This is a genomic window from Intrasporangium sp. DVR (assembly GCF_040365325.1).
Classification (GTDB): Bacteria; Actinomycetota; Actinomycetes; order Actinomycetales; family Dermatophilaceae; genus Intrasporangium.
The window spans coordinates 192,938-212,356 of record NZ_BAABZW010000024.1 but is presented as its reverse complement, the minus strand read 5'-3'; the positions used below and the strand labels follow the sequence as shown (position 1 = coordinate 212,356).

Here is a 19,419-nt window from a genome sequence, read left to right as displayed (position 1 = left end):
CTCAGGTCGGCAGCCTTGTGCTGAAGCCGTGCCGGGCGTTCCACGCGTGGGCCCCCTGGTAGGCGTCGACCATGCCCCAGATCCAGAACCCCAGGACACCGAAGATCCCCACGAAGACGATGATCAGCAGCCAGCTGACCGCGTAGCCGACGAGGATCCTGAGGCCGCGCGCGACATCGCCGTTCAGCATCGATCCGAGGCCGGGCACGAGGAACGAGGCGACGAGCGACAGGGCCGGGTTCTTCGGGGCCACGAGACCGTGGGCCGCGAAGCCCGACCGCGGCACCCAGGCGCCGGGAGCGATCGGGCGGCCCCACGGTGGGGGTTGGATCGTGTGCGGCTGCGGGGCGGGCCAGGAGGGGATGCGCGAGTCGGGCGCGGGCTGCTGGTCGCGGAACGGTTGCGGGTGTGCGTGAGTCGCGCCGCCGTGCTGCGGCTCATGCCGGAAACCGTGCACGTCGGTCGGCGGCGGTGACTCGCCGGAGGCAGGTGCGGGCGCCCGGACCCGGCCGGTCCAGGCCCGTCCGTCCCAGAACCGCTCGCTGTCGCCGACGGGATACCACCCGGCGGGTGGGTGTGACTGTTCCGTCATGAACGTCTCCTCGTGGCGGAAGGCACGGGGCGGGCGGGCTCACCTGAGCCTAAGGTGCCACCGTCACCCGGTGACCGCCAGCGGCGGCTGGGTAGGAGAAGGGCATGACTGCCGATCAACCGAAGCTGCTGCCAGACGGTCGTGTCTTCCCGCCGGTGACCCCGGACCCCCCGCCGCCGCCCGGTCAGGAAGAGATCGTCGTTCCGGACCTCGTCATCGGGTCGGGTGCCGAGGGCCAGGACGAGTCGGCGGACGAACCGGCGGACGAACCGGCGGACGAGGTGCACGCCGGATCGGAGCCGCCGGCGGGCGAGCCCTCCGCGTGAACAGTCATTCGCTCCCAGGGTGTGGTCTCCTGTCGGGCAAGCGGTCCCGTATGCCGCTGGGCTCGCTGAGCGCGCTCGTGCTGGCCGCGCCGGTGGCGTTCGCGCTGGGAGGCTGCGGTTCGCCCGAGGCGGCCTCGGCAGCGTCGGCCGCCTCACGCTTCGTCCGCCTCGCTGCGGACGACCCGGCGGCAGCGTGCGAGCTCCTCGCTCCCAGGACCCGGGAGAAGGTCACCGAGGAAGCAAAGGGTAGCTGCGCGGAGGGGCTGCGCTCCCAGCTCGCCTCGGCCGCGACGGACGGACCGGACGTGGAGCCCGAGATCGCGGGGCACACGGCCAAGGTCGCCACCGGAGGTCAGACGGTCTTCCTGTCGCTGTTCGAGGACGGCTGGAAGGTCCTTGCCGCTGGGTGCACTCGCGCGTCGGAGGACACGTCGACGCCTTACGACTGCGCGCTGGAAGGGGACTGACATGCGCGCGATGTTCTGGGCCCTCGTCGCGTTCATCGCATCAGGCCTGTGCTTCCAGATCGCGATGGGGCTGTTGCAGCGATGACCGGGCAGCCACGAAGGGCGTTCCTCAAGGACAACGCGCTGTCCCTGGCCTTCCTCGTCCTGCTTCTCTTCAGCCTTGCGGGACAGGCACTCTCGGGCGTTGCGGAGTACAACGAGCAGGCGCGGATCTCGAGCCTGCAGGAGATCTCGGTCTGGCGCTACGTCACGTCGTCGCGCTTCGCCGTGGACACGGCGGAGAACTGGCAGTCGGAGTACCTCCAGTTCGCCGTCTTCATCTTCCTCACCATCTGGCTCGTCCAGCGCGGGTCGTCGGAGTCGAAGAAGCCGGGCGACGAGGGTCGTGAGACGGACAAGAAGCAGCTGGTGGGTCGGTATGCCCGGGAGGACTCGCCCCCGTGGGCCCGCGCCGGCGGTTGGCGCACGACGGTCTACTCCCACTCGCTGATTTTCACGATGACGACGATCTTCGTCCTCGCGTGGACGGCCCAGGCGGTCGCCGGCCGGGTCGCCAACAACGAGGACCGGATGCGCGACCTGCTCGAGCCGTTGACCCTCGGGCAGTACATCGCGTCGCCGGACTTCTGGGGCAGGACCTTCCAGAACTGGCAGTCCGAGATGCTGGCCATCGCCAGCATGGCGATCTTCTCGATCTACCTGCGGGAGCGTGGCTCTCCGGAGTCGAAGCCCGTCGGCATGCCGCACGACGAGACGTCCGCGGACGACTGACGCTCAGTCCGCCTCGTTGGGCTCGGCCCCGGTCTCGATGACGCGTGACGCGATCTCGCGCAGCTTGATGTTGCGCTCCTGGGAGGCCGTCTTGAGCATGGTGAAGGCCTGGGCGGGCGTGACGCGGTGCCGTTCGATGAGGATGCCGATGGCCTGGCCGATCATCCGGTGGCTCTCGATCGCCCGGGACAGGTGCGACTCCCGGTCCGCGAAGGCCGTCGCGGCGACGACGCGGTCGACGGCGAGCGCGAACGCCTGACCGAGCAGGTCGCCGACGATCCGCTCATCGGTGGCCACGAGCCGCGGCCGGCGGAACTGCACCCAGACCCGACACTCCGAGGACGGGTGGTTCTGCGGGCTGATGAGCAGCCCGGCCACGCGTTCGTTCGGCGCGGGCACCTCGGGTTCAGCGGCCGTCAGCAGGTCCCACAGGGTGTCGTCCAGGTCGGCCCGATGCACGGGACCGGCAGCCGTGAAGACGTGCTCCTCCGGCCCGGCGAGGGCTCGGACGGTGGAGTCGCCGTCGAACAGCTCCGCGAAGCCGGTCACGGCGGCCTCGAGCACCTGCTCGAGGTCGTCAGCGCCACCGAACTCTGCGGAGAGCGTGGCCGCCGCCTGCCGACGCTGCCGAGCGGCGTGCTCGCGGGTCACGTCCTGCAGGGTCATCACGACGTAGTTGGGCTGGTCGCCGATGCTCTCCACCTCACGCGTGCTGAGCCGGACCCAGACGTCGCGCCCGTCCTTCGTGACGAGGCGGCACTCCAGACCGGTGATCGTCGATCGGCGCAGCGCGCGCAGGAGGGTCTGCTCGACGTGCTCGCGATCAGTCAGCTGGCCGTCCGTCGGGCCGTCCGGCTCCTCGGCCGGCCACCACGGGTGGGGCACGGCGAACGGGCCGTCGACGGAGGAGTAGCCGAGGAGCTGCGTGAACGCGTCATTCACTTCGACGACGTTGCCCTCGGCGTCAGTGATGAGCAGCGCGTCCTGGAAGGACTCCATGACCGCCCGGCGCCAGGCGGCGTCGCGCAGGCGGGCGCGGGAACGCTCGAGGTTGCTCGCCAGCCGGGCCTTGAGCTCGGCGACCGAGAAGGGCTTGGAGACGTAGTCGTCCGCGCCCGAGGTGAGGCCCTCGGCCGTGTCGCTCTCAGCGGCGCGGGCCGAGAGGATCAGGATCGGCACGTCCCGCAGCGCGGAGTTGCGGCGGATCGCCCGGGTCAGGGCGAAGCCGTCGAGGCCGGGCATCATGGCGTCGGCGAGGACGATGTCCGGGCGCGAGGCCACGGCCTGCTTGAGGGCCGCGGTGCCGTCGGGGACGATCTCGAGGTCGTAGTCCGCCTGGAGGGCCCCGCGCAGGTAGGTGCGCATGTCGGGGTTGTCCTCGGCGACGAGCAGCCGGGGACGACCGCCGGGCGGGGCGGGCTCAGCGTGCTCTGAGCCGGGGGCGGCCTCAGCCGCAGCGTCCGGTCCGGTGGTGTCGGAAGCCGACCCAGCGGCATACGGCTGGGACCATTCCTCGGTCTCGGCGAGGAAGGCGTCGACGTTGCGCGGGGTGATCGACCGGTCCTCGACCGGCTCCTGAGGAGGGCTGCCCCAGGGGAGCCGGACGGTGAAGGTCGACCCGCGACCGAGGGACGACTCGACCTCGACGGTGCCACCCATGAGCTCGGTCAGCTGCTTCACCATGGCCAGGCCGATCCCCGCCCCACCGTGGAACCGGGCCTTGCCGCGCTTGGGCAGCTGCTCGAACCGCTCGAAGACCCGCGCCAGGTCGCGCCTGCGGATCCCGATGCCGGTGTCGGCGACGGAGACGGCGAAGCCCTCCGAAGCACACTCCAGCCGGAGCGCGACGGTCCCCGTCGGGGTGTACTTCAGGGCGTTGCTCAGCAGGTTGAGGACGACCCGCTCGTACATGTCGCGGTCGAGGTAGGCGAGCTGCTCCGTCGCGTCGCAGTCGATGGTGAAGTCGAGCCCGGCCCGGTCGAACGCCCGGGCGAAGGACTCCGCCATGGTCCGGGTCTGGAGGGGCACGTCGAGGGGCTCGAGACGGGGCTGGACCTTGTTGGCGGCCATCCGGCCGAAGTCGAGCATCGCGTCGACCATGCGGGCCAGCCGCACGGTGTTGCGGTCGACGAGCTCGAGCCGCTCGCGCTGGTCGGGCGTGAGCCGGTGGTCGGCGAGGGCCTCGGTGACCGGACCGCCGATCAACGTGAGCGGCGTGCGCAGCTCGTGGCTGACGTTGGTGAAGAAGGCGCTCTTCGCGCTGTCGAGGGCCTCGAGGGTCTCGGCCCGCTGCCGCTCCGTGTCGAGCACGCGGATGGCGCTCAGGGCCGTCCCGAGGTGAGTGACGCAGAGGGCGACATAGGTGGCGATCGCCGGGTCCCAGCGGCGTTGCGAGGACCGGCCGATGACGAGGACCTCCGACATCTCCTCGTCGCCCGGCAGCGTGATCGGCATGGCGTGCAGCCCAGCCACGGACAGGCCGCGCTCGAGCGGGACCGGCACCGGCAGGTCGTGGTGGACCTGGCGGCGCATCGTCGCCGCCTGGGTCGCTGCCGCGAGCACGTCGGCGCGCAGCTCCTCGGGGACGTCGAGGTCGCGAGGGTCGTCGGGCAACATGCTCGCGTCGGCCATCGCGACGAGAGGGTGGTCCTGCGGGTTGGACAGGAGCACGGCCGCGGCGAGCCGCCGGACGTGCTCTGCATCGGTCGCCTCACCGAGGCGCCGGGCGAGCACACCCAGCGTGCCCATCCGTCGTTCGCTGAGCACGTGGTCGGTGGTCTCGGTGACCGCGGTGAAGATGCCGCCGACCTCGCCACCCGCGGTGGTGATCGGGCTGTAGGAGAAGGTGAAGTAGCACTCCTCGGGATAGCCGTTGCGCTCGGCGATGAGCTTCTGGTCCCGCGACCACGTGGCCACCCCGGTGTCCATGACGCTGTCGAGCATCGGGCCGATGGTGTCCCAGATCTCGGGCCACACCTCCTTGCCCGGGCGACCAAGGGCGGCAGGGTGCTTCAGCGTCCCGAGCATGGGCCGGTAGCCGTCGTTGTAGATCATGACGTACTCGTGGCCCCACCAGACCAGCATGGGGAACCGCGACGTGAGGCAGATGCTGACGGCGCTGCGCAACGCCTCTGGCCAACCGGCGATCGGGCCGAGCGGAGTGAGCGACCAGTCGATGGCGGCAAACCGCGCGCCGAGCTCTCCCGGGTGCTCTGGGCTGAGCTCCCGTCCCGGCGAACGGGGTGGTGCGGTCATGTGTGTTTGCCTTCGCTGTCGGCGACGTATCAGCGTGTGTGCTCCACTGGGTTCGCCCTCTTGCGAACACTGACACGGACGCAGGCCCGTGGCAAGCCCAGTCTCTCACCCGGATCGAGTCAGCGAAGCCGGAAGACCGCGTCGAACGCCTCGAGACTTCGGCGCTGCAGCTCGCCGAAACCGACCTGTCCTGCGGGCCCCGGCAGCAACGGCAGGCGAGCCATCGATCCGTCGATGGAGCGGGTCGCCGGGTCCATCCACACGTCGACGAGCTCGAGGCCGCGGGCCATGTGCTCGATCTCCTGGTCGGGGACCACGGCTCCGAGAACCGGCGCCTCCACTTCCTCCTCGGCGCGGGTGTGCCCGCTCAGGGCCTCCTCGAGGAGGCCGAAGTAGATCATGAAGTCCACCGAGTCCGGGTTGAGCCCCTCCAGATGGGTGATGACGGCCTCGATCTCGCGCTCCTCGGCGACGCGGCCCTGCACCGCTGACATGTCGCCGACGGACCTGATCGCGACGGGGTGCATGAACGTCTGCTCCGCGGACTCGTGCAGGGCAACGTACTGGAGCAGGTCCGTCACCGCCCCCTGCCGCTCCCGCCCGACGGACTCCATGACCCGGGACGTGAGCGAGGCGATGTGTGCGTGCTGGCGCTGCAGCACGCGAAGCAGGCTCTGCGGGGGCGACATGGGTTCCTTGCGGTTTGTGTGAGCTCAGCAGGCAGGTACCCAGCCCCGGAGTGGGTAACCGTGCCCTTGCACCTCTCTCACGACGGACGGCCGCGGTCCGACGCCCGGGCGGGGTGGCCACGGGATGTCGGGGACGTCATCTCGGGGACGTCATCTTGGGGACGTCATCTTGGGGACGTCGAGGGTGGAGGTGGTGACCATGCGTCTGAGAAGGAGTGATCCGGCCAAGCCGGGTCTGCGGCGGGTGCGCCGGGGCAAGGGTTTCGCCGTCGTCGACGCCGAGGGCCGTCCGGCGGACGCGGAGACCAGGGAGCGGGTCAAGGCCCTGGTCATCCCCCCGGCGTGGGAGGACGTCTGGGTGTGCCCGTGGCCGAACGGCCACATCCAGGCCGTGGGCACCGATGCCGCCGGTCGCCGGCAGTACCTCTACCACCCGGCGTGGCACGCGTCCCGAGACCGCACCAAGCACGAGCGGGTCGTCACGCTGGCCCGACGCCTCCCCGAGGCCCGTGCTGAGGTCGGTCGGCGGCTGCGTCGATCCGGCCTGGGGCGCGAGCGCGTGGGGGCGGTGGCCCTGCGCCTCCTCGATGCGGGACTCTTCCGGACGGGAGGGGAGGAGTACGAGAACGAGAACGGCAGCCACGGCGTCGCCACCCTGCTCAAGGACCACGTGCGGGTCCAGGGCGACGTGGTGTCGTTCTGCTTCCCCGCCAAGTCCGGTGTCGAGCGCGAGGCCGAGGTGCGCGACGCCTCGCTCGCCAAGGCCGTGGCGTCGCTCAAGCGGAGCCGCGGTCCGAGCGACCGGCTGCTCCAGTACCGGACCGATGGTGGCCAGTGGTGCGAGCTGACGTCCACGGAGATCAACAAGGACTTCAAGGAGCTCGTCGGTGACGAGTACACCGTCAAGGACCTGCGCACCTGGGCGGCGACGCTGCTCGCGGCGGCAGCCTTCGCCGACCGCGCCGATGGGGAGCCGCCGACGTCGGAGCGCGAGCGCAAGAAGATCGAGCGCGAGGTCATGACGACGGTCTCGGAGCACCTGGGGAACACGCCTGCGGTCGCGCGTCGCTCCTACGTCGACAGCCGCGTGGTCGATGAGTATGCCGCTGGGCGCACGATCGCTCGGGCCCTCGCTCGGGCGTCCGCGGCAGATCTCAGGCGGTTGCGTCGTGGTGACCTCGCCGAGGTCACCGGCCGAGCCGCGCTGGAGCGTGCGCTCGTGCGGCTCCTCTCCTGAGGTGGGGAGCGCGAGGTTAGGCGCCGCTCGCCGAGGGTAGGCGCCGCCCATGAGCACGCACCCCACCGCGCACTCGATGCAGCTGCTCGAGACAGGGACGCGCATGCCGCGCCTGGACACGATCCCCGAGCCACCGGAGCGGCCCATGCCGCCTCCGGAGCCGGGCCCGGGCCCGGGCCCGCACCCGCCGGGCCCGCCGACACCCGGACCCCCGTCGCCCGGCCCGTTCCCCGGGCCGGACCCGACCCCCGGGCCCCCGCCCTTCCCCGAGCCCTATCCGACGCCACCCCACCCGACGCCGCCCAACCCGGCGCCGCCCAACCCGGGGCCCGAGCCGGTGCCGGACCCGTCCGACCCGGGGTCGGTGCGGGACGGGCCCGGCTGAGGACCGGGCCGGCCCGGTCATCGGAGGTGGGGCACGCGCCCGGTGGCGCCGCACCGGGCCGAGCCCGTCAGGTGCGGGTCCCACGGGGGGCCACCTGGCCGTCATCCCCTCTCCGATGTCCGGGCACCTACCCCACGGGTGGGTAGAGGGCGTTCGTGGACTCCCAGGAAGCCGTGCGCCCGGACTCGAACCCCCACGACGCCGTGGTCATCGGTGCGGGACCCAACGGCCTCGTCGCGGCGAACCTCCTCGCTGACGCCGGGTGGCGAGTGCTCGTGCTCGAGGCGCAGTCCGCCCCGGGCGGTGCGGTCCGCAGCGACGAGGACGTGCGGGCCGGCTGGGTCCACGACACGTTCAGCTCGTTCTATCCCCTCGCCGCGGCATCGCCGACGATCCAGGGGCTGGGTCTCGAGCGCTTCGGCCTCGAGTGGATACGGGCGCCGGCATCCCTGGGGCATCCGCTCCCCGGTGGCCGCTGGGCCGTGGTCCACCCCCGACGTGAGGACACGGCGGCCTCGCTCGACCGGCTGCATCCGGGTGACGGGGACGCCTGGCTGCGCGCCTGCGCCCTGTGGGACCGGGTCGGCGATGACCTCATCACGGCACTCCTCAGCCCGTTCCCGCCGGTCCGGGCTGGCGCGCGGCTCGCTGCCCTGGCGCCCCGAGTCGGCGGACTCGCCTTCGTGCGCGACCTGTTGCTCCCCGTGCGCCGGCTCGGTGACGAGTGGTTCGGCGGTGACGCGCCCAAGCTGCTGCTCGCCGGGAACGCCGCTCACGCCGACATCGCCATGGATGCCCCCGGCTCCGGCCTGATGGGGCTGCTCCTCGCGATGCTCGGGCAGACCCACGGCTTTCCCGTCCCCCGCGGCGGTGCCGGGCGACTCACCGCTGCCCTGGTCGCCCGCTTGGAGTCGGTCGGCGGCGAGGTCCGCACCGACGCCCACGTCCGGGCGGTCGTCGTCCGCTCCGGTCGGGCGGTCGGCGTGACGCTGGACAGTGGCGAGTCGATCGCTGCCGGTCGCGCCGTGCTGGCCGACGTCAGCGCGCCCGCGCTCTTCGGGGGCCTCGTCCCGTGGTCCGACCTGCCTGACCGGCTGAGACGGCGGATGCGCTCGTTCGAGTGGGACGCCGGGACGATCAAGGTCGACTGGGCGCTGAACGGCCCGATCCCCTGGGCCGCGACGCCGGAGCTCACGCCCGGCACCGTCCACCTCGCTGACAGCGTCGCGGACCTGGCCATCGCTGGAGCACAGCTCTCGGCGGGCCGCGTCCCCGAGCGGGGGCTGGTCATCCTCGGCCAGATGGCCGCGACCGACCCCACCCGTGCGCCGGTGGGCAGCGAGTCCGTCTGGGCCTACGTCCACGTCCCGCAACGTGTCGCCGTGGCGGACCAGCCGCACCCGGAGATCGTCGACGAGCAGCGCGCCGAGCAGGCCGCGAACCAGGTGGAAGGCCGGATCGAGGAGTTCGCACCCGGCTTCCGCGACCGCGTGCTCGACCGCCGGGTCCTCGGGCCGGCGGAGCTCGAGCGCCGGGACGAGAACCTGGTCGGCGGAGCACTCAACGGCGGGACCGCGGCGATCCACCAGCAGCTCTTCTGGCGCCCGGTCCCGGGACTGGGGCGACCGGAGACCCCGATCCAGGGTCTCTACCTCGCGTCGGCGTCCGCCCATCCCGGAGGCGGCGTCCACGGCGCGTGCGGGTCGAACGCGGCCCGCGCCGCCTTGGCCCACGACCGGTTCGAGCGCGTCACGAGCCGACGCCTGCTCCCCGCCGCGGTGGCTCGAGTGGGCTCCTTGGGTAAGAGACGACCATGAGCCGCACGAGCCGATTCATGAGCTGCACTCCTGACGACGTCTTCGAGATCCTCGCGGACGGCTGGAGCTTCGCGTCCTGGGTCGTCGGTGCTGCGCGCATCCGTGAGGTCGACGACACCTGGCCCCGGCCGGGCAGCCGGATCCACCACTCGGTCGGCCTGTGGCCGCTCCTCATCGACGACACCACCTCGGTCCTGCAGCTCGACCGCCCGCATGCCATCGAGCTGAAGGTTCGCGCCTGGCCCACGGGGGAGGGCAGGGTCCGCCTCGACTGCACGGTCGAGGAGGGCGGCACTCGGGTCGTCATGACCGAGGACGCGACGAACGGACCCGCCACGCTCATCCCCCGCCTCGTCCGCGACCCGGTCCTCGACGCCCGGAACGCTGAGGCGCTGCGCCGGCTGGCGTTCCTGGCCGAACGCAAGCTGGCTGAGACTCGGCGCGACAACCGGGTAGGGAAGTCGTAGGACAAGTCCGCTCCATGCCGACCCCCCGTCGCCGCGCGCCCAGCGCATCGCGGCAGGAGTCGCACCACTGAAGGGAACCACGCATGTCCGGAGTCATCACCCTCATCAAGGAAGACCACCAGAAGCTCGAGTCGGTGTTCAAGAAGCTCGAGAAGGCCGAACCCGCACAGATCCCCGACCTGCTCCGTCAGGTCCAGGAACTGCTCGTGCCGCACTCCAAGGCCGAGGAGAAGGTGGTGTACCCGGCGATCAAGTCGATCACCCCGGACGAGTCGTCGGATGTCGACGACGGGCTCCAGGAGCACCAGCACGTCGAGGCGACGCTCGAGCAGCTGCTCGCGTCCGACCCGGAGGCCCCGGGGGTGGACGGGCTCATCGCCGCGTTGATCGGCGAGGTCCGCCATCACGTCGAGGAGGAGGAGGAGCAGATCCTGCCCGCCTTCGGTGACGCGGCGACCAACCAGCAGCTGAGCGAGCTCGGCGAGCAGTTCACCGCAGCCAAGGAGGAGGCGCTCCAGTCCCTCCGGGCCGGCTCGCCCGGCGCCTGACCTGACGCCTGACCGGACGCCTGACCGGACCGCTGACCGACGTCTGACCGGGCCTCTGACCTGGCGCCGCCCGCGTCGCCGGCGTCGCCGAACGCCGAAGCCGACAGCACGGAACGCCCTGACCCCCGGGTCGGGGCGTTCCGGCGTTCGTGCTGTTCCCGGGACGGTTGCGTGGGTACGGGATGACACGTCGCCGACCAGCAGATCCGAGAAAGGAACGATCATGCCTCGCCGTGATCCGGGTCCGTCAGTCAAGGACAAGAAGCTCTACGAGTCCCTCCGCGATGACGGAGCGAGCAAGGAGAAGGCCGCCCGTATCGCGAACGCGGCAGCCAAGTCCTCGCGCAGCTCCGTCGGCCGCAAGGGCGGAACCTCGGGTGACTACGAGGACTGGACGAAGGAACGCCTGCTCAGACGCGCCCGCGAGATCGGCATCGAGGGCCGGTCCAAGATGGACAAGGGCGAGCTGATCAAGGCCCTGCGGAACCACTGACGGGGAACGCCAATGGTCATGACCGAGGGCGTCGCGCTCGGCCTGGGCTGGCTCGTCTTCCTCGGTCTCCTCGGGTTCCTCGCGCACACGCTCCTGAGCGGCCGCCGATGAGGTCGCCCGGGTGGGCCGTTGCAGCCACCCTCCTGCTCTCCGGCTGCGTGGCCCCAGCCGTCGACACCGGCGCCTTCGAGCAGAACGCCCTCGCCGCGCTGGAGTCCGCCGTGTCCACCACGCGGGTCGCGGCCCTGGCCCTCGACGCGCGGGCGGAGGAGCGCGTCACCCACGCCTACGCCAACACCGTCGTCACGGAGGCCGAGGACGCCATCGACCCGATCGAGGCGAGCTTCGGTGTCGTCGATCCTCCGGACCGAGCCCTCGACGCCCTCCGCGCCGAGGTGCTCGACCAGCTCGCCGACGCCGGGGACCTGCTGGCCGAGGCCCGGACGGCCGTGCGTCGGGGGGACTCCGAAGCCATGGCCTCCCTCGCGGACGAGCTGCGCACGGTGGCCGACGGGATGGAGCAGCGCGCCGAGGACCTGTCGTGAAGAAGTTCTTCGCCATCGCCCTCGGGATCCTCACGGCGATCGGCGGCTTCGTCGACATCGGGGACCTCGTCGCCAACGGCCTCGTCGGCGCACGCTTCGGGCTCTCGCTCGCCTGGGTGGTCATCGTCGGCATCGTCGGCATCTGCGTCTTCGCCGAGATGAGCGGCCGGGTCGCCGCCGTCAGCGGACGGGCGACGTTCGACCTCATCCGGGAACGGCTCGGCCCCCGCGTCGGGCTGCTCAACCTCGCCGCCTCGATGGCGGTCACACTGCTCACCTTCACCGCCGAGATCGGCGGCGTGGCGCTCGCCCTGGAGCTGGCGACCAGCGTCAACCCCTACCTCTGGGTCCCGGTGGTCGGGGCGGCCGTCTGGCTCGTCCTCTGGCGGGTGCGGTTCTCCGTCCTCGAGAACGCCTTCGGCCTCGCCGGCCTGGCGCTCGTCGTCTTCGCCGTCGCGCTGTGGCAGCTCGGGCCGGACTGGTCGGCGCTCTGGGAGTCGGCGAGCCGCCCGTCGCTGGCGGAGGGGGAGAGCCGTGCCGTGTACTTCTACTACGCGATCGCGCTGTTCGGAGCGGCCATGACCCCCTACGAGGTGTTCTTCTTCTCCAGCGGAGGAGTCGAGGAGGGCTGGACGGCGAAGGACCTCGGCGTCATGCGCGCGAACGTCTTCATCGGCTTCCCGCTCGGAGGACTGCTGTCCATCGCCATCGCCGCCTCCGCGGCAGTGACGTTCTTCCCCCAAGGCATCGAGGTCGACACCCTGGGCCAGCTCGGCCTGCCGGTCGGCCTCGCGCTCGGCAAGCTGGGCCTGGCCTTCCTCCTCCTCGGCTTCTTCGCCGCGACGTTCGGGGCAGCCTGCGAGACGGGGCTCTCCGTCGGCTACAGCATCTCCCAGTACTTCGGGTGGCAGTGGGGCAAGTTCGTCGAGCCGCTCCGCGCCGCCCGGTTCCACACGGTCCTGCTGGTGAGCACCATCATCGCGGTCGGCGTGCTGCTGACGACGGTGGACCCGATCATCCTCACCGAGTACTCCATCGTGTTCAGCGCGGTGGCGCTGCCGCTGACCTACTTCCCGATCCTCGTCGTCGCGAACGACCGGACCTACATGGGGGAGCACGCGAACGGGCGGCTGGCCAACACCCTGGGGACCATCTACCTGTTCATCGTGGGAGTCGCAGCGGTCGCAGCCATCCCGCTGATGGTCCTGACGAAGGCAGGGCAGTGACATGACGTCCGACCACCTGGACATCGTCCTCCGGGTCCTCGACCACCAGGTCGTGGGCCCCGAGCGGGAGATCGTGGGCAAGGTCGACGACCTCGAGCTCACCGGACCCGGCACCGACCTCGCCGTCACCGGCTTCGCCGTCGGGCCGGGAGGGCTGAGCCAGCGGCTGCCCGGTCGGCTCGGCGCCTGGGTCGGGGCGGTGTGGCGGCGGCTGTCGAGCAGCTCGGACCCACAGCCGGTCGTGGTGCCCGTCGTCCACGTCGCCGACCTGGGCTCGGCCATCGTGCTCGGCGAGCGCGTCGCCGAGGCGCTCCAGGCATCCTTCGGCCTCGAGCGGTGGCTCCGTCGTCACGTCGTGTCACGCATCCCCGGGGCGAAGGGCGGCGAGCAGGAGACGGAGGCCGGCGCGGCCTCCGGGTCCGATGCCACGGCTTCCCCGGCACCCGGACCGGAGGCCTCCGCCCGCCCGACCGACCCACCCACCCGGCCACCCCGGCCCGGGGCCCGATGGCTCAGCGCGCTCCTCGGCGCCCCGGTGCTCGACGAAGATGGCCACCACCTCGGCGACCTCATCGAGGTGCACTGCAGGTCGGGCCCACGGCGCTGGACGGTCACCCACCTGCAGGTCACCCGCTCGGCACTGGGGACCGAGCTCGGCTACCACGCCGACCCGCACCAGGGGCCGGCGCTGCTCAAGTGGGCCTTCCGCCGGTTGCAGCGCCGCGACCTGCTCGTCCCGGTCGCGGACATCACCGAGATCCGGGACGAGCCGAGCCGGGTCGTCGTCTCGACGCGGGCCGACCGGCGGCACCCCCACCACGACACCGACGCACCCTGACCCGGGGACCGAGCCCAGCGGCATACGGCCTCACGCCCACCACCTCGAAAGGCAGCGACATGAGCACCCACGAAGGCACGCACGGCAGCGTCTGGCTCGACGACCCCACCCGGCGGCGCGAGCCGGCGCCGCCGCTCGAGGGAGAGGCCGAAGCAGACGTCGTCGTCGTGGGGGCCGGCATCACCGGGCTCACCACGGCCCTGCTCGCCGCCCGGGACGGCAACCGGGTCCTCCTCCTCGAGGCTCGCCACATCGGCGACGGCACGACCGGCTACACGACCGGCAAGGTGACCGCGCAGCACTCGCTCATCTACGCCCACCTCGTCGACTGGGCTGGGACCGAGCGTGCGCGCCAGTACGCCGACGCCAACCGGGCCGGGATCGACCTCGTCGCCGAGCTGGTGGGGGAGCTCGGCATCGACTGCTCACTGACCCGCGCCGACGCCCTCGTCTACACGACCTCGGAGGAGTCCCACACGATCCGCGCCATGGAGGACGAGGCGGTGGCCGCGCGGAGGCTGGGCCTGCCGGCCTCCCTCGTCAGCAGCTCCGACCTCCCCTTCCCGATCACCGCCGGAGTGCGCTTCACCGACCAGGTGCACCTCCATCCGCGTCGCTACCTCGACGGGCTCGCCGACGCGCTCGTGGCCGCGGGTGGGGTCATCCACGAGAGCACCCGCGTCACCGGCGTGGCCGAGGAGCGCGGACACGTCGTCGTGGACACCGACGGAGGACGGGTCTCGGCGACCAGCGTCGTCATCGCGACCCTCCTGCCGATGGGACTCATCGGCGGGTACTTCGCCCGGACCAGACCCAGCCTCTCCTACGGGCTCGCGATGCGGCTGCGGACGGAAGCCCCCAGCGCCATGACGATCTCCGTCGACGACCCCGTCCGCTCCACGAGGCCCTGGCCGGACGCCGGCCCGGAGGGGCTCATCGTCGTCGGCAGCGGTCACGAGGTCGGCGCCGACGTCGACACGGAGGCACGCTACAGCCAGCTCGAGCAGTGGGCCCGCGACACGTTCGACGTCGCCGAGGTCACGCACCGGTGGAGCGCCCACGACTACGTCACCCCGGACCGCGTGCCCTACATCGGGCGGCCCCCGCTGCACCAGAACGTCTACGTCGCAACCGGGTTCGGCAAGTGGGGGCTCGCCAACGGCACTGCCGCCGCCCTGATCACGAGCAACCTGGTCGCCGGCCACGAGAGCCCGTGGCTGCCGGTCTTCGACGCCGGGCGCATCGAGGGCGTGCGGTCCGTGCCGGCCCTCGTCGGCGGCAACGCCAAGGTGGCGGCCGAGCTCGTCACCGGCGAGCTGAGACGCGAGGCGCCCCGGTGCTCACACATGGGCTGCCGGCTTCGCTGGAACGAGGCCGAGGAGACGTGGGACTGCCACTGCCACGGCTCCCGGTTCGCCTCAGACGGAGCCGTTCTCGCCGGGCCCGCCGTCAAGCCGATCGACGTCGGGTAGACGTCGGTCATGACAGCACGGTGGTACCGCAGCGGGGTGATCTACAGCCTCGACGTGCGCCTGTTCCAGGACTCGAACGGCGACGGGGTCGGCGACTTCGCAGGCCTCACCAGCCGGCTCGACCACTTGAGCCGCCTCGGCGTCAGCATCCTCTGGCTCAACCCGATCCATCCCAGCCCGTTCCGCGACGGCGGCTACGACGTCGCGAACTACTACGACGTCGACCCCGCGCTGGGCAACCTCGGTGACTTCGCGGAGCTCATGGCCGAGTGCGACGAGCGCGGCATCCGGGTCATGCTCGACCTCGTCCTCAACCACACGAGCGACGAGCACCCGTGGTTCCGGGCCGCGCGGTCCGACCCGGAGTCGCCGTACCGCGACTGGTACGTCTGGTCCGACGAGGAGCCCCCGAACCGCGACCAGGGGATGGTCTTCCCCGGGGTGCAGGAGGCGACCTGGACGTTCGACGAGACGGCCGGCGCCTGGTACCACCACCGCTTCTACTCCTTCCAGCCCGACCTCAACGTGCTCAACCCCCAGGTCCGCTCGGAGATGAAGAAGATCCTCACCTTCTGGGAACGGCTGGGGGTCAGCGGGTTCCGGCTCGACGGGGCGCCGTTCCTCATCGAGAAGACCACTGTCGAGGGCGGCGCCGGGCGGGACCACGGCTTCCTCGTCGAGCTGCGTGACTGGCTGTCCTGGCTGCGCGGTGACGCGGTCTTCCTCGCCGAGGCCCACGTGCCGAACGACGAGCTGCTCGAGTTCTTCGGCGACGCCGACGGAGCGGCGAGCCGGGTCCAGATGCTCTTCGCCTTCCGGCTCAACGAGGCACTCATGCTGGCGCTCGCACGCAGGGAGGCCGGCGCCATCGAGGACGCCCTGACCGGGCTTCCCCCGCTGCCGCGGAACGCGGCCTGGGCGACCTTTCTGCGCAACCATGACGAGGTGGACCTGTCCCAGCTGACCGAGGAGGAGCGGGCCGACGTGCTCGCCGCCTTCGGCCCGGAGCCGGAGCACCAGCTCTACGAGCGCGGCATCCGCCGCCGGCTCGCTCCGATGCTGGGCGGGGACGAGGCGCGGCTGCGGCTCGCCTACAGCCTGCAGTTCACCATGCCGGGGACTCCGGTGCTGCGCTACGGCGACGAGATCGGGATGGGGGAGGACCTCGCGCTGCCCGAGCGGGACGCCATCCGGACGCCGATGCAGTGGTCGGGCACCGAGAACGGCGGCTTCTCCACCGCGCCGCAGGACCGGCTGATCCGGCCCCTCGTCGGCGTGCCTCCCTACGGTTTCAAGGAGGTCAACGTCACCGACCAGCGGCTCGAACCGAACTCGATGCTGACGTGGTTCGAGCGGATGCTCCACACCCTGCGGGAGTGTGAGGAGATCGGCGCAGGGACGCACCGCATCATCGTCGGCACGCCGCCATCGGTCCTCGTCCACGTTGCGGAGGGGCCCACCGGGCTCGTCATGTTCGTCCACAACCTCGGCGACACTCCGCAGCACCTCGAGATCGACGACGTCCCGCTGGGCGAGCAGCCACCGGTCGAGGTGTTCTCGGACCACCCCTACGACGGCGAGCTCGACCCGACGCGCCTGGACGTGGGCCCGTACGGCTTCCGGTGGCTCCGTCTGCGCCGCTCCCACGGCCCCGCGCCCGGCTGACCTCCGGCGCGTCTCCTGTCGGCCGTATGCCGCTGGGCTCGTCCGCGCCCACGCCGGGCCCGTGCCGTGCGAGGTGCCAGGCACGGGGGCCGGGGCAGGCGGGCACTGTCTTTCGGGCCGGGCCGACAGGTGTCAGAGGGTGAGGTCGACCCGGAAGTCGGTGCCGTCGTTGCGGAGCAGGAACCCGCCCTCCGCAGGCGGGACCTCGGTGCCGTCGTGCCGGACGCTCTCCGGACCGGCGCCGTGGAGGACGAGCCGGAAGGCGGTGCGCCGGAACTCGGGGTAGCCGTCGCCCGTGACCGCACCGGTGAGGGTGACCTCGTCGCCGGTGCGGGTGACGGTGAAGGTCGTCGTCCGGTGCGCGCCGTCCCTGGAGGCGAAGCTCAGGCCGTCGTCCTCGACCAGCCGGGACTCGTACCGCCCGTCGCCCAGCGGGACGAACAGGTGCAGGTCGACCACCTCCGGGTGGTAGCCGTCGGTGGACGGCGGGGCCTCGGGCCACATCGGGATGACCGAGCCGGCCCGCGCGTAGACCGGGATCCGGTCCATGGGGGTGGGGGCGATGACGTAGCGGCGTCCGACGTGCGGCTCGTCGCTGAACCAGTCGTACCAGCCGCCGGCCGGCAGGTAGACCTGGCGGGCCGTCATGCCGGGCTCGTCGACCGGGGCGACGAGCAGGTCCCGGCCGAAAAGGTACTCGTCGTCGATGTCCGCGGCGGCCGACTCGTACTGGAAGTCGAAGACGAGCGGCCGCTGCACCGGCTCACCCGTCTCGGACGCACGCACGAAGGCGGCGTAGATGTAGGGCATGAGGCGGTAGCGGAGCCGGACCGCGTCACGGACCAGGTCGTGCACGACCTCGCCGAAGGCCCAGGCGTACTGGTCGATGTAGCCGGTCTCCGAGTGGTTGCGGCAGAACGGCGTCAGGGCGCCGTACTGCATCCAGCGGAGGAACAGCTCGGCGTTCGCGTTGCCCTGGAAGCCACCGATGTCGGCGCCGACGAACGGCTGCCCGGAGACGCCGAAGCCGCACCCCATGGTGATGCTCAGCCAGAGGTGGTCCCACCGGGACTGGTTGTCGCCCATCCAGTTCGCGGCGTAGCGCTGGATGCCGGCGAAGCCGGCGCGCGAGAGGATGAACGTGCGCCGGTCCGGCATGGCATCGAGGAGCCCCTCGGTCGTTCCCATCGCCATGAGCAGGGCGTACTGGTTGTGGAAGCGCTCGTGGGCGTGCTCGCCGTGGCCGAACCGCATCGGGGTGGAGGAGATGACGCCGGTCGCCGGCTCGTTCATGTCGTTCCAGATCCCCGCCAGCCCGGACTGGACGTGGGCCGCGTTGAGCTCACCCCACCAGGCCCGCGCCTCCTCGGTGGCGAAGTCGGGGAACGCGGTGTTGCCCGGCCACACCTGCCCGATGTAGATGTCGCCTCCCGCGGTCCGGCAGAAGAGGTCGCGCTCCAACCCTTGGTCGAACACCCAGTAGCCCGGTTCGTACTTCACCCCGGGGTCGATGATGGTGATGACCCGGAAACCGTGCTCGCCGAGGCGTTTGACCATGCCCGGCCCGTCGGGGAAGGACTCGGCGTCCCAAGTGAAGACGCGGTAACCGTCCATGTAGTCGATGTCGAGCCAGAGCGCGTCGCAGGGGAAGTCGTCGTCGCGGTGCCGCTGCCCGAGGGCTTCCACGGCCGCCTGGTCGTACTTGTGCCACCTGCACTGTTGGTAGCCGAGAGCCCAGATCGGCGGTAGGGACATCCGCCCGGTGAGCTCGGTGTACGCGCTGAGGATGGCAGGCATGTGTGGGCCGGCGAAGATGTACTCGGTGTACTGCCCGCCCTCGAACGTGATGCGGTACTCGTTCGGCGCGGAGAACTCGTAGTGGCCGCGGTACCCGTTGTCGAGGAAGGATGCGCTCATCTGCCCGTGGGGGTAGAGCTGGTGGTAGAAGAACGGCACCGAGACGTAGTAGGGGTCGAACTCGGTGCTCGTGCGGTCCCCCCGAGGGTCGCCGGGGGCCTTGCCGGCCGTGAACTCCTGGGAGCCGACCTCGCTGAGGACGTCGTTGTTCCACAGGGTGAAGTCCCGGCCCTTGCGGTCGTGCCGGCCGCCCTTCTCGCCGAGGCCGAAGATCCGGTCGGCGCCGCCACATCGGCGACGGACGGTGAACGTGTCGTTGAGGGTGGCGTAGGTCCAGTAGCGGCCCTCCTCGTCGGCGGCGCTCTCGACGACAGGGGTGCCGTCCGTGCGATGCACGTCGATCCGGAAGGGGTCGAGCCAGAGGGACACGACCACTGCCGAGGTGACCAGACGGACGCGCTCGTGGTCCTGGTCGACCTCGAGCTCGACTGGTTGAGCCAGAGGGTCGACACAGACGGCGTGCGTGGGTTCCTCCTCGAAGACGCCGCCACGACTGATCTTCAGCCGGACGACGTCGTCGCGGACCACGTCGATGCGCAGCTGCTCGGAGTGGAGCGTCGCCACCAGCCCACGTGGGCTCGGCTCGACCGATGTGACCTGCTCGAAGCGGATGAAGTGGTCAGTCTGCAGCATGCCTGTTCTCCTCTGGCCCGGTTCGGGCCGGTGGGGGTCCTGAGTCGTCTGCTCGCCCAACCTCACCGCGGCCGCC

At 71.3% G+C, this 19,419-nt stretch carries 18 protein-coding genes; 14 read left to right on the top strand and 4 right to left on the bottom strand.

What is annotated here, in order from left to right; genetic code table 11:
* Nucleotide 1: 1 nt before the first annotated feature.
* Nucleotides 2-592: a DUF2510 domain-containing protein gene (locus ABWV20_RS17370; RefSeq protein WP_353357374.1), complete on the bottom strand. Its 591-nt coding sequence runs from the start codon at nt 590-592 to the stop codon at nt 2-4.
* Nucleotides 593-696: 104 nt separating this feature from the next.
* Here ABWV20_RS17370 and ABWV20_RS17365 point away from each other — a divergent pair, with 104 nt between their 5' ends.
* From ABWV20_RS17365 to ABWV20_RS17355, 3 genes are all read left to right on the top strand, one after another.
* Nucleotides 697-918, top strand: a complete 222-nt coding sequence (locus ABWV20_RS17365; RefSeq protein WP_353357372.1) for a hypothetical protein — start codon at nt 697-699, stop codon at nt 916-918.
* A gap of 50 nt (nt 919-968) precedes the next feature.
* Nucleotides 969-1,385: a hypothetical protein gene (locus ABWV20_RS17360; RefSeq protein ID WP_353357370.1), complete on the top strand. Its 417-nt coding sequence runs from the start codon at nt 969-971 to the stop codon at nt 1,383-1,385.
* A gap of 81 nt (nt 1,386-1,466) precedes the next feature.
* The gene (locus tag ABWV20_RS17355; protein ID WP_353357368.1) at nt 1,467-2,156 is read left to right on the top strand and encodes a DUF6766 family protein; all 690 of its coding nucleotides are present in this window, start codon (nt 1,467-1,469) and stop codon (nt 2,154-2,156) included.
* Between the two features lie 3 nt (nt 2,157-2,159).
* Here ABWV20_RS17355 and ABWV20_RS17350 read toward each other — a convergent pair whose 3' ends face one another.
* Both ABWV20_RS17350 and ABWV20_RS17345 read right to left on the bottom strand, forming a co-directional pair.
* Entirely contained in the window at nt 2,160-5,411 is a 3,252-nt protein-coding gene (locus ABWV20_RS17350) for an ATP-binding protein (RefSeq protein WP_353357366.1), read from the bottom strand.
* A gap of 119 nt (nt 5,412-5,530) precedes the next feature.
* Nucleotides 5,531-6,100, bottom strand: a complete 570-nt coding sequence (locus tag ABWV20_RS17345) for a hemerythrin domain-containing protein (protein WP_353357364.1) — start codon at nt 6,098-6,100, stop codon at nt 5,531-5,533.
* A gap of 199 nt (nt 6,101-6,299) precedes the next feature.
* On the opposite strand from ABWV20_RS17345, the gene ABWV20_RS17340 reads away from it, so the two are divergent.
* The 11 genes from ABWV20_RS17340 to ABWV20_RS17290 all read left to right on the top strand — a co-directional run bounded on the left by ABWV20_RS17340 (nt 6,300) and on the right by ABWV20_RS17290 (nt 16,793).
* Complete coding sequence (locus tag ABWV20_RS17340; RefSeq protein ID WP_353357430.1) at nt 6,300-7,337, top strand: DNA topoisomerase IB; 1,038 nt, start codon at nt 6,300-6,302, stop codon at nt 7,335-7,337.
* 49 nt (nt 7,338-7,386) lie between these two features.
* Nucleotides 7,387-7,722 carry a hypothetical protein gene (locus tag ABWV20_RS17335; RefSeq protein WP_353357362.1) on the top strand — a complete coding sequence of 112 codons (336 nt, stop codon included), beginning with the start codon at nt 7,387-7,389 and terminating at the stop codon, nt 7,720-7,722.
* 155 nt (nt 7,723-7,877) lie between these two features.
* Nucleotides 7,878-9,539: a phytoene desaturase family protein gene (locus ABWV20_RS17330; protein ID WP_353357360.1), complete on the top strand. Its 1,662-nt coding sequence runs from the start codon at nt 7,878-7,880 to the stop codon at nt 9,537-9,539.
* Entirely contained in the window at nt 9,536-10,006 is a 471-nt protein-coding gene (locus ABWV20_RS17325) for an SRPBCC family protein (RefSeq protein WP_353357358.1), read from the top strand. Before ABWV20_RS17330 ends, ABWV20_RS17325 begins: the two co-directional genes overlap by 4 nt.
* An 83-nt stretch (nt 10,007-10,089) precedes the next feature.
* Nucleotides 10,090-10,554, top strand: coding sequence for a hemerythrin domain-containing protein (locus ABWV20_RS17320; RefSeq protein WP_353357356.1), 465 nt, complete (start codon nt 10,090-10,092; stop codon nt 10,552-10,554).
* 223 nt (nt 10,555-10,777) lie between these two features.
* Nucleotides 10,778-11,047, top strand: a complete 270-nt coding sequence (locus ABWV20_RS17315) for a DUF7218 family protein (protein WP_353357354.1) — start codon at nt 10,778-10,780, stop codon at nt 11,045-11,047.
* Nucleotides 11,048-11,154: 107 nt separating this feature from the next.
* A complete protein-coding gene (locus tag ABWV20_RS17310; RefSeq protein WP_353357352.1) occupies nt 11,155-11,592 on the top strand; it encodes a hypothetical protein in 438 nt (145 codons plus the stop codon).
* The gene (locus ABWV20_RS17305; RefSeq protein ID WP_353357350.1) at nt 11,589-12,818 is read left to right on the top strand and encodes an NRAMP family divalent metal transporter; all 1,230 of its coding nucleotides are present in this window, start codon (nt 11,589-11,591) and stop codon (nt 12,816-12,818) included. The genes ABWV20_RS17310 and ABWV20_RS17305 overlap by 4 nt, the downstream gene beginning before the upstream one ends.
* A gap of 1 nt (nt 12,819) precedes the next feature.
* On the top strand, nt 12,820-13,656 hold the full coding sequence (locus ABWV20_RS17300) for a hypothetical protein (RefSeq protein WP_353357348.1): 837 nt from the start codon (nt 12,820-12,822) through the stop codon (nt 13,654-13,656).
* Between the two features lie 59 nt (nt 13,657-13,715).
* Nucleotides 13,716-15,128 (top strand): FAD-dependent oxidoreductase, encoded by a 1,413-nt coding sequence (locus tag ABWV20_RS17295; RefSeq protein WP_353357346.1) that lies wholly within the window; start codon nt 13,716-13,718, stop codon nt 15,126-15,128.
* A 9-nt stretch (nt 15,129-15,137) separates the two neighbouring features.
* Entirely contained in the window at nt 15,138-16,793 is a 1,656-nt protein-coding gene (locus ABWV20_RS17290) for an alpha-amylase family protein (protein WP_353357344.1), read from the top strand.
* A gap of 132 nt (nt 16,794-16,925) precedes the next feature.
* Here ABWV20_RS17290 and ABWV20_RS17285 read toward each other — a convergent pair whose 3' ends face one another.
* Complete coding sequence (locus ABWV20_RS17285; RefSeq protein WP_353357342.1) at nt 16,926-19,343, bottom strand: glycoside hydrolase family 31 protein; 2,418 nt, start codon at nt 19,341-19,343, stop codon at nt 16,926-16,928.
* Nucleotides 19,344-19,419 lie beyond the last annotated feature (76 nt).

What these genes read in the sequence shown, in the direction of transcription:
- ABWV20_RS17370 (WP_353357374.1), bottom strand. Translation starts at nt 592, where the DNA reads ATGACGGAACAGTCACACCCACCCGCCGGGTGGTATCCCGTCGGCGAC.
- ABWV20_RS17365 (WP_353357372.1), top strand. Translation starts at nt 697, where the DNA reads ATGACTGCCGATCAACCGAAGCTGCTGCCAGACGGTCGTGTCTTCCCG.
- ABWV20_RS17300 (WP_353357348.1), top strand. Translation starts at nt 12,820, where the DNA reads ATGACGTCCGACCACCTGGACATCGTCCTCCGGGTCCTCGACCACCAG.
- ABWV20_RS17295 (WP_353357346.1), top strand. Translation starts at nt 13,716, where the DNA reads ATGAGCACCCACGAAGGCACGCACGGCAGCGTCTGGCTCGACGACCCC.
- ABWV20_RS17310 (WP_353357352.1), top strand. Translation starts at nt 11,155, where the DNA reads ATGAGGTCGCCCGGGTGGGCCGTTGCAGCCACCCTCCTGCTCTCCGGC.
- ABWV20_RS17315 (WP_353357354.1), top strand. Translation starts at nt 10,778, where the DNA reads ATGCCTCGCCGTGATCCGGGTCCGTCAGTCAAGGACAAGAAGCTCTAC.
- ABWV20_RS17285 (WP_353357342.1), bottom strand. Translation starts at nt 19,343, where the DNA reads ATGCTGCAGACTGACCACTTCATCCGCTTCGAGCAGGTCACATCGGTC.
- ABWV20_RS17290 (WP_353357344.1), top strand. Translation starts at nt 15,138, where the DNA reads ATGACAGCACGGTGGTACCGCAGCGGGGTGATCTACAGCCTCGACGTG.
- ABWV20_RS17350 (WP_353357366.1), bottom strand. Translation starts at nt 5,411, where the DNA reads ATGACCGCACCACCCCGTTCGCCGGGACGGGAGCTCAGCCCAGAGCAC.
- ABWV20_RS17340 (WP_353357430.1), top strand. Translation starts at nt 6,300, where the DNA reads ATGCGTCTGAGAAGGAGTGATCCGGCCAAGCCGGGTCTGCGGCGGGTG.
- ABWV20_RS17355 (WP_353357368.1), top strand. Translation starts at nt 1,467, where the DNA reads ATGACCGGGCAGCCACGAAGGGCGTTCCTCAAGGACAACGCGCTGTCC.
- ABWV20_RS17320 (WP_353357356.1), top strand. Translation starts at nt 10,090, where the DNA reads ATGTCCGGAGTCATCACCCTCATCAAGGAAGACCACCAGAAGCTCGAG.
- ABWV20_RS17360 (WP_353357370.1), top strand. Translation starts at nt 969, where the DNA reads ATGCCGCTGGGCTCGCTGAGCGCGCTCGTGCTGGCCGCGCCGGTGGCG.
- ABWV20_RS17335 (WP_353357362.1), top strand. Translation starts at nt 7,387, where the DNA reads ATGAGCACGCACCCCACCGCGCACTCGATGCAGCTGCTCGAGACAGGG.
- ABWV20_RS17325 (WP_353357358.1), top strand. Translation starts at nt 9,536, where the DNA reads ATGAGCCGCACGAGCCGATTCATGAGCTGCACTCCTGACGACGTCTTC.
- ABWV20_RS17345 (WP_353357364.1), bottom strand. Translation starts at nt 6,100, where the DNA reads ATGTCGCCCCCGCAGAGCCTGCTTCGCGTGCTGCAGCGCCAGCACGCA.